This is a genomic window from Agrobacterium pusense, assembly GCF_013285525.1.
GTDB lineage: Bacteria > Pseudomonadota > Alphaproteobacteria > Rhizobiales > Rhizobiaceae > Agrobacterium > Agrobacterium pusense.
The window spans coordinates 2,075,527-2,082,477 of record NZ_CP053857.1; the positions used below are offsets into that span (position 1 = coordinate 2,075,527).

Consider the following 6,951-nt stretch of genomic DNA (forward strand, 5'->3'; position numbering starts at 1 on the left):
GCGGACGGATGCGCAGATGCTGTGGGACTTGCTGCGGCGTCAATTGCCGCGGATGGCGCTGCGTGGTGCCGATCGTCAACTGCTTGAGGATTCGCTCAAAGGGAAGATCATGGATGAGACCGGCTGAGCGTCTGCTGGCGGAAGAAGGAACGTGTCCGTCCGCGTTCGGTCCTGGTCGGCATGTTCAGTAATTGTGCTGCGGATACGCTGACGAACCGGTTGCCCGCACTTGCCGGCCCCGGTTCCTTGCTGCCGCTTTTAAAAAGGTACAGGAAAAAGCCCGGCACGAAGGCCGGGCTTTTGTTGTTGCTGTCCAGGTGGATCAGAACTTTACGCCGAGGCCGACGCGGATTGCATGCTGGTCGACATCCGCGTTGATTGCAGCGCCACCGAAGTTGAAATCCTTGTCGCCGAAGTCGGTGTAACGGTACTCAACGCGTCCGAACACCATGTCGGTAAATGCATAGTCGAGACCAACGCCGACGGTGTAGCCATTGAAGGTTTCCTTCACGTCGGCAATGCCCGGGACTTCCGCATAGCCGCGAGCATAGGCCCAGCCTGCGGTACCGTATACCAGTGCACGGTCAAATGCGTATCCGACCCGGCCGCGAACCGAACCCTGCCAGTCAAACCCGTAGTCGAAGCCTGTGCCGAGAATGGTGGCGGAATCATCGCCCCAGTTCTTTTCGAAGTCAGCCTCAAGGCCAACGACCCAGCTGTTGCCAAGGTCATAGTTGAAGCCGACGAAACCGCCGGCGAGAGCGCCGTCGAAGTCTGCGGACGTTTCGCCGGGAAGGCCGACGATCGAAGCGTCATTGTTGTTCCAGCCGTAACCTGCCTGGACACCGGCGGTAAATCCGGTCCAGCTGAACAGCGGCGCAACCTCTGCTGCCGGGGCTGCAGGTACTTCTGATACGGCATCGGCCGCCATTGCAGTCGATGCCGCGAGCACGAATGCGATAGTCGATACGATTTTCTTCATAGTCTCTGAACTCCCTTACATGAGAGATCATTTATATGCCTTTTGCCTAAGAAATGATGTAACCTTTGTGCAACGCCTACGATCCGTGCAGCGGTCTGCATAAAATCGAGGCTGCCCGGGCGCGGTGGGAAGTCGCTTGCGCTCGCGCTCGTCAGGATAATTTTACAGGCCTTTGCCGGCAGCCGATGTCTTTGCAAGGCCAGGGCTCTCAGCCAAGCTGACGTTCGATTGCGGGCTTGTCGATGACCGACCAGACCCTGCGGATTTTCATGTGCTCAAATTCGTAGAACACATGCTCGCAGAACTGAACCCTCCTGCCATTGACCGGAAGGCTCATGAAGGTGGATTTGGGCATGCAATCGAACGGAAGCCGGGCGGCAACCCGTGTCGCCTCGATGACAAGGATCTCTGCCTCGAACCGCAGGTCGGGAATGTCGGCAAAGTCGTTTTCCAGCATGTCGCGATAGCCCGACAATCCGAATGGTCGGCCGTTGTGTTCGACATTGTCGGCGACGAAGGTTCCGAGTTCATCGAAAGCCTGACGGTTGAGGCAGTCGAGATAGGAAAGATAGATATCCTGAAGTGTCGGCATGTGTTTCTCCGTATCGATCGAAGGGTCGAGCCTGCTTCGGCGCCGAGGTCGATGTCAGCAGTTTGCGCGTTGCTCGCGGTCCGTTGGGACAGCGAACTGTGCTCCGTCATTGAACACGTGCAGGTATGGACGGGGAACCGGTGACGAGATCGCACCTGCCACCGTCTAGCCGGTAAAATCCATCCTGCGGAACGGGCAGTTCGAGCATCTCCCGCTTTGAAAGTCCGAGAAACACGCCGCGAAGGATCCGCCCGAACAGACCATGGGAAATGACGATGGTCGGATGCCGGATATCCCAGATCCATGACGTCGCGCGCTTGCAGGCGTCATCGAAACTTTCGCCGTCTGGCGCCCCGAAATACCAGTCGAACGCGTTTGTCCCGTCAAGATGGCCGGGAAACTCGTTGTCGATCTCAAATCGCGTCATCCCGTCCCAGGAGCCGGTCGTAACCTCAACCAGTCGGTCATCTTCTATATACGGGAGTGGCACCTTGGCCTGTACGCGGTCCGCGGTCTGGCGCACGCGCCCAAGCGGACTGATCTGCATCTGGAACAACTGGTCATCGTTGCAGAGCGTTTCGCGGAGCAAGTGAGCTACATGATCCGCCTGCTCGATGCCACGCTGCGTGAGAGGTGAATCCAATTGTCCTTGAAACCGGCCAAGAGAGTTCCAGACGGTTTCGCCGTGACGAAGGAGGTAGATGGTCGGTAGAGCCACGCTTGTTTCATCCTGCACATTCGTTATCGATTGCTTTCATCCAAAGCATCGATACGGAAACGTGCCGATTGCAGCGCATTGATGACCGATTGCAAAGCCTGACCCTTGTCCATGCCTGACATTGACAGGACATGGTGCTCGAAGGCACCAAGATCGGCGAACTGCGAGTGAAGATCGGCGACGACATCAGGATCGCTGAGGCTGTCACCACCGCGGGCTAGACAGCGTTCTACCGCCTCTGCCGCTGTCGTGCGCAGGACGATGTAATGCAGCGGCCGGGCAATTGCCGTAAAGGCCGGAAGCCAGTCCGGTCGCACGACGCCATCGAGGATCACGAAGTAGCCCGCCTTCGCGTAGCGACCGGCAACGTCGGCGGCAATCTGCATGATCATCTGGTTCTGCTGATGGGATTGCGGCAGCCAGGGATCGATGCGGCCATGCTTGATATATCCCCACAGATCATCGCTATGGAAATGCACCTTTGGCACGCCGGGCAAGTGAGCCAGCGTTCCGGCGATTGTCGACTTGCCAGAGCCGGGATGGCCGGAGAGAAGCAGGATATGGCCGCCAAGATCGTCCGTCATGTTCCATTACTGACCTTTGGCAGGCATAAAGCGGATGATGATGTGATCATTGTGCTATCGATGTTGCCAATCTGGCGTATTCTATATTGGCCGGCACGCAGGCAATGAACCGCCCTAGCTGGCAAGGCTTGTCACGAGATAAGCTGACGCCAGAAGCAGGGTGATTATTGTGAAGAATATCAGTCCTGCCGCCAGTTCATCGAACCGGCCGTCGCGTTCATTGCGGTCCCAGTCGTAAGCCATAGCCAACCTCCATCGTTGCTAACGGAAGAGTGGTCCGGCATGGTTAATGTAATCCTAACGGCGATAGGCTGAATGTTGTCGGGTATGATTTGGTGGCTGGGCGTTGGTGACTGATTTCATCGCGAGATTGGTTGAAACAGAGGCACAGAAGTAATACCATCTTCTACGCCGGTATTACGGGAGTTTGAGATGGCAACAACGGTAACGGCCAAAGGGCAGGTCACCATTCCAAAAGCCGTACGTGAGCTTTTAGGGATTTCGCCAGGAAGCTCGGTCGATTTTGTTCGGGCCCCCGATGGAAGGATAGTTCTCGTCAGGGCAGACAAGAAACAGCCACTCACGCGTTTCGCCAAGCTGCGCGGACATGCTGGTGAAGGTCTGGGTACCGACGCCATCATGGCGCTGACCCGTGGTGACGAGTGACGCTTGTCGATACAAATGTCCTGCTTGATCTTGTGACGGACGACCCGGTTTGGGCCGACTGGTCGATTGAGCAGCTCGAACTGGCGAGCGTTTCGGGTCCGCTGTTCATCAATGACGTTGTCTACGCGGAACTGTCTGTTCGATATGAGCGGATAGAAGAACTTGATGCTTTTGTTGATCAGGCGGGGTTGAAGTTCAGCCTTTTCCCTCGCGCGGCGTTATTTCTGGCGGGAAAGGCCTTTACCGATATCGCCGCGGTGGCGGTACCCGTAACGGTGTTTTGCCTGACTTTTTTATAGGCGCCCACGCGGCAATACAAAACCTTCCCTTGTTGACGCGAGATGTGGCTCGTTACCGATCGTATTTTCCAACGGTCGCTCTGATCTCGCCTGAAGCGTAGGAATGCGCGAGCCTTAGCATTTGTGATTACTCACCGGTTTCAGGGGCGGTTTCGGCTCTGGTGCCGCCGGTCAGGCGAGCTGCAACGCTTTCAACCGGCAGGTTTGACAAGGCTGATTTCGGTTTTGCTGTCGAGGACGATATGCAGGTCGCGGATCATGCCGGCTGCCTGCAGCAGAGCGTTTCGCACTTCCTCATCGCTGCGCCATCCACGTTCTACCGAGAGTGCAACGGCGTGGAGGTCAACGAGACTGTCACGGCCGGCGCCGGATGGAATACCGATTGTTTCGCGCATGTCGCGAATTGTTGTGAGCGCGCGTTCGAGCATACGGCGCTTCTGATAGCCGTCGAGATGGTCGAGCAGGTTGGCATCACGGATGAGCTCGGCAATGAAACAGTTGGTCTGGGTCATGGTATGAGGTTGCCGGGACGGCCGGCTGGCGTCAACAGAAGTCCTGCAGCGCTGCCTTGGACTGCGGTTTTGGGGCTTTACTGTGATGCCAGTCCCAAAGGGCGGAACGCGGGGTGAACAGGGTTATCCGCTATACTCATAATAGATTATGGATGGAATATTATGTATTTATGTGATATTTCTAATGTATATAATTAAGGTTACTGTAAGTGCCGGTGTAGTAATTTATCTGGCAATGTTGATGAAAACAATAGTTGTACGGTAAGATAAGAGATAGAGGTTCACGATGTTCAGGTCCGCACGCGATTTCGGCGATGCTATCAAGGAGAAACGCAAATCTCTTGGCTGGACGCAAACCGGGCTTGCTGCCCGTTCCGGAACGGGTGAACGACTTCATCGTCGAGCTTGAATCGGGCAAGCCGAGTTGCCAGCTCGAAAATGCCCTGATCGTCGCGCGCACCGTCGGCATTGAGATCGGCGATCTCAAGACGGTCCAGGCTGTGCCAGCCGCGCCGGACGATGACCTTGGCTTTTTGCCGATGTTTGGTGCTGATCGATGACAACCATCTACTACGAGACCTTGCCTGTCGCCCATCTGACTTTTGATGGCGAATGGACGTTGGACTATGATCCGGGCTGGGAAGCGCGCCGCACGGCCTTTCCGGTGTCGCTCACCATGCCGCTGCGCTCCGGGCCCGTGGGTACTGCCAAGCTGCTGCACTGGCTTGCCAATCTGCTTCCAGAAACACATCTTGCCTAGATCGGACAACGCCTCAAGGTTTCTCCACAGGACATTGTCGGTGCTTGGTCATATCGGACGTGACACGGCGGGAGCGCTGTCGATCGGCGAACCGCGTAAAGCGGGTGTCAACCTCCAGCCCGTGCCGGATGAGCAGGCGCTGGAGCGTATTCTCGGTGAACTTCCTGCCAAACTTTTCTGGTCGGAGAGCGCGGTGTTTCCATGTCGCTTGCGGGCGTCCAGGAGAAACTGCCGGTGTTTGTCGACGGGCACGGCCATATTTCAGTTCCGGTTGATGGGACGCCATCAACGCATATTCTCAAGCCTGATACGAAACGCCTTGCGGGGAGCGTGGAGAACGAAGCCTTTTGCCTGTCGCTTGCGCGTGCCTGCGGTCTGGAGGCTGCCGAGGCGACGATCGGAGTAGCTGGCAAGCGACGTTATCTTCTCGTGAAACGCTATGATCGCTTTACCGACCCTCAAGGGGAGATCCGCAGGTTGCGCATCAGGAGGATATTTGCCAGTTAACGGGACATTTCCCGTCGCAGAAATACGAGCGATCCTCGACCGGCCGCGGCGTGACCATGAAGATGATGTTTGACGCCGTCAGCGATCTTGTTTCTCCTGGCGAGCGGTTGAAACTTCTCGACGCGGTGATCTTGAATGTTCTGATCTGCAATTCGGATTCGCATGCGAAAAATTACTCGATCCTGATCGGTGCCGGTGGGTCCGCGAAGATGGCTCCTCTCTATGACCTTATGTGCGCAGCCGCTTATCGGCAGGTCGATCAAAGTCTGCCTCAGGGGATTTCTGGCCGGTTCCATGCGCCTGACCTGCGACGTGCCGATTGGCAGGCACTGGCTGATGACGTTGGACTGAGCGGTGCATCAACGTTGAAACGGGTGGAGGAGCTCGCACAACTGGTCAGCGTCGGATGCGATGCGGTGGCACAGGAGGTTTCTGATTCGGCCAGCGATCCGACGAGGGTGTTCGAGCGGCTTACGCACAGCGTTCGAAAGCGGTGTCGAAGAATTCAGGTTCGATTAGGTGGTCGATGAGCTGGAGCCCGACCCGAGCCTATTCGCTCGTTTTCTGAGTGCATAGCGATATCGTCCGTCTACCGAAAAGTTCCTCTCTGGTCACGCATGAAAACGCCCGCCCTTCTTGGTCCTTCGCGTTGGCGCGTACGGACGACTTCTTTCAAGACGGTTTCGGAACCGCATGAACGACCGATTTGGAGGCGCGGCGCCGCTGCTTCTCGTCCGGCCATCGCGGTAGTCGAGCGCGTTGGGCCCACGCGTCGAAGCAGGCATGGCCGTTGTGCAGAAAGCAGGCTTTGTTGATAAATCCTAACTCGACAAGATTGGATAGGCGAATGCCTCGGACATCCGGCGACGCAGTCCTGTTCTACGGCCACTAGAGTGTCAGTTGCTCCAACCAGTCTGAAGCCGGTCAAATCGGACTTCACTAATGGGATGTCCCGACGGGTCGAGTCTAATCGAGCGAAGCACGAGGTTCAGGTTGGGAGAGTAACCCTCAACGACATCACGACTCTCGCGCTTCCATGTTTGCGATTTGCTCCAACGCCTGTCGCGGGGAGGTTTGTCTTTTCGTCGACCGCTGGCCGATCACGTCGGCTCGCTCCCTCAGCCCGCGCCGTTCGGAAAAAGTACCGGTAGTCCAGCGTGGGATCCTTGAGCCTGGAGCGGCCGAGGCTGCCGTGATGACCGGAATTCGGGTTCTTTGCTTTCTCAAAGTTTGTTCCAGACGCTACTTGCCTAATCACCTGTCCGCCCGTTGACTTGTTCTCTTGTTCTCTTGTTCTCTTGTTCTCTTGTTCTCTTGTTCTCTTGTTCTCT

At 56.6% G+C, this 6,951-nt stretch carries 10 protein-coding genes and 2 pseudogenes; 6 read left to right on the forward strand and 6 right to left on the reverse strand.

Annotated features, from left to right (window positions below; all coding sequences use genetic code 11):
- Positions 1–322: 322 nt before the first annotated feature.
- The 5 genes from HQN82_RS23080 to HQN82_RS25680 all read right to left on the reverse strand — a co-directional run bounded on the left by HQN82_RS23080 (position 323) and on the right by HQN82_RS25680 (position 3,119).
- A complete protein-coding gene (locus HQN82_RS23080; protein WP_022563966.1) occupies positions 323–982 on the reverse strand; it encodes an outer membrane protein in 660 nt (219 codons plus the stop codon).
- A 208-nt stretch (positions 983–1,190) separates the two neighbouring features.
- Positions 1,191–1,574 carry an ester cyclase gene (locus tag HQN82_RS23085; RefSeq protein WP_034497755.1) on the reverse strand — a complete coding sequence of 128 codons (384 nt, stop codon included), beginning with the start codon at positions 1,572–1,574 and terminating at the stop codon, positions 1,191–1,193.
- A gap of 106 nt (positions 1,575–1,680) precedes the next feature.
- A complete protein-coding gene (locus HQN82_RS23090; RefSeq protein ID WP_173615981.1) occupies positions 1,681–2,292 on the reverse strand; it encodes a histidine phosphatase family protein in 612 nt (203 codons plus the stop codon).
- 23 nt (positions 2,293–2,315) lie between these two features.
- Complete coding sequence (locus HQN82_RS23095) at positions 2,316–2,876, reverse strand: P-loop nucleotide/nucleoside kinase family protein (RefSeq protein WP_173615982.1); 561 nt, start codon at positions 2,874–2,876, stop codon at positions 2,316–2,318.
- A 114-nt stretch (positions 2,877–2,990) separates the two neighbouring features.
- The gene (locus HQN82_RS25680; protein WP_267900252.1) at positions 2,991–3,119 is read right to left on the reverse strand and encodes a hypothetical protein; all 129 of its coding nucleotides are present in this window, start codon (positions 3,117–3,119) and stop codon (positions 2,991–2,993) included.
- 189 nt (positions 3,120–3,308) lie between these two features.
- Between HQN82_RS25680 and HQN82_RS23100 the strand changes: the two genes are divergently transcribed.
- Both HQN82_RS23100 and HQN82_RS23105 read left to right on the forward strand, forming a co-directional pair.
- Entirely contained in the window at positions 3,309–3,542 is a 234-nt protein-coding gene (locus HQN82_RS23100) for an AbrB/MazE/SpoVT family DNA-binding domain-containing protein (RefSeq protein ID WP_006700634.1), read from the forward strand.
- Positions 3,539–3,942, forward strand: a pseudogene (locus tag HQN82_RS23105) (type II toxin-antitoxin system VapC family toxin). Before HQN82_RS23100 ends, HQN82_RS23105 begins: the two are co-directional and overlap by 4 nt.
- Before the next feature lie 90 nt (positions 3,943–4,032).
- Here the strand turns inward: HQN82_RS23105 and HQN82_RS23110 are convergent.
- Positions 4,033–4,353: a hypothetical protein gene (locus HQN82_RS23110; RefSeq protein WP_045535496.1), complete on the reverse strand. Its 321-nt coding sequence runs from the start codon at positions 4,351–4,353 to the stop codon at positions 4,033–4,035.
- A gap of 286 nt (positions 4,354–4,639) precedes the next feature.
- Here HQN82_RS23110 and HQN82_RS23115 point away from each other — a divergent pair.
- From HQN82_RS23115 to HQN82_RS25690, 4 genes and pseudogenes are all read left to right on the forward strand, one after another.
- A pseudogene (locus tag HQN82_RS23115) lies at positions 4,640–4,913 on the forward strand (helix-turn-helix domain-containing protein).
- Positions 4,910–5,113: a HipA N-terminal domain-containing protein gene (locus tag HQN82_RS25565; RefSeq protein WP_234904895.1), complete on the forward strand. Its 204-nt coding sequence runs from the start codon at positions 4,910–4,912 to the stop codon at positions 5,111–5,113. The pseudogene HQN82_RS23115 and the gene HQN82_RS25565 overlap by 4 nt, the downstream one beginning before the upstream one ends.
- A 201-nt stretch (positions 5,114–5,314) precedes the next feature.
- Entirely contained in the window at positions 5,315–5,620 is a 306-nt protein-coding gene (locus HQN82_RS25685) for a HipA domain-containing protein (protein ID WP_112552917.1), read from the forward strand.
- Positions 5,608–6,150, forward strand: a complete 543-nt coding sequence (locus HQN82_RS25690) for a HipA domain-containing protein (protein WP_272955778.1) — start codon at positions 5,608–5,610, stop codon at positions 6,148–6,150. Before HQN82_RS25685 ends, HQN82_RS25690 begins: the two co-directional genes overlap by 13 nt.
- Positions 6,151–6,951: the final 801 nt, after the last annotated feature.

Excerpts from the sequence above, each read along its gene's own strand:
- HQN82_RS23080 (WP_022563966.1), bottom strand. The coding sequence starts at position 982 with ATGAAGAAAATCGTATCGACTATCGCATTCGTGCTCGCGGCATCGACT.
- HQN82_RS23085 (WP_034497755.1), bottom strand. The coding sequence starts at position 1,574 with ATGCCGACACTTCAGGATATCTATCTTTCCTATCTCGACTGCCTCAAC.
- HQN82_RS23095 (WP_173615982.1), bottom strand. The coding sequence starts at position 2,876 with ATGACGGACGATCTTGGCGGCCATATCCTGCTTCTCTCCGGCCATCCC.
- HQN82_RS25680 (WP_267900252.1), bottom strand. The coding sequence starts at position 3,119 with ATGGCTTACGACTGGGACCGCAATGAACGCGACGGCCGGTTCGATGAA.
- HQN82_RS23100 (WP_006700634.1), top strand. The coding sequence starts at position 3,309 with ATGGCAACAACGGTAACGGCCAAAGGGCAGGTCACCATTCCAAAAGCC.
- HQN82_RS23110 (WP_045535496.1), bottom strand. The coding sequence starts at position 4,353 with ATGACCCAGACCAACTGTTTCATTGCCGAGCTCATCCGTGATGCCAAC.
- HQN82_RS25565 (WP_234904895.1), top strand. The coding sequence starts at position 4,910 with ATGACAACCATCTACTACGAGACCTTGCCTGTCGCCCATCTGACTTTT.
- HQN82_RS25685 (WP_112552917.1), top strand. The coding sequence starts at position 5,315 with ATGTCGCTTGCGGGCGTCCAGGAGAAACTGCCGGTGTTTGTCGACGGG.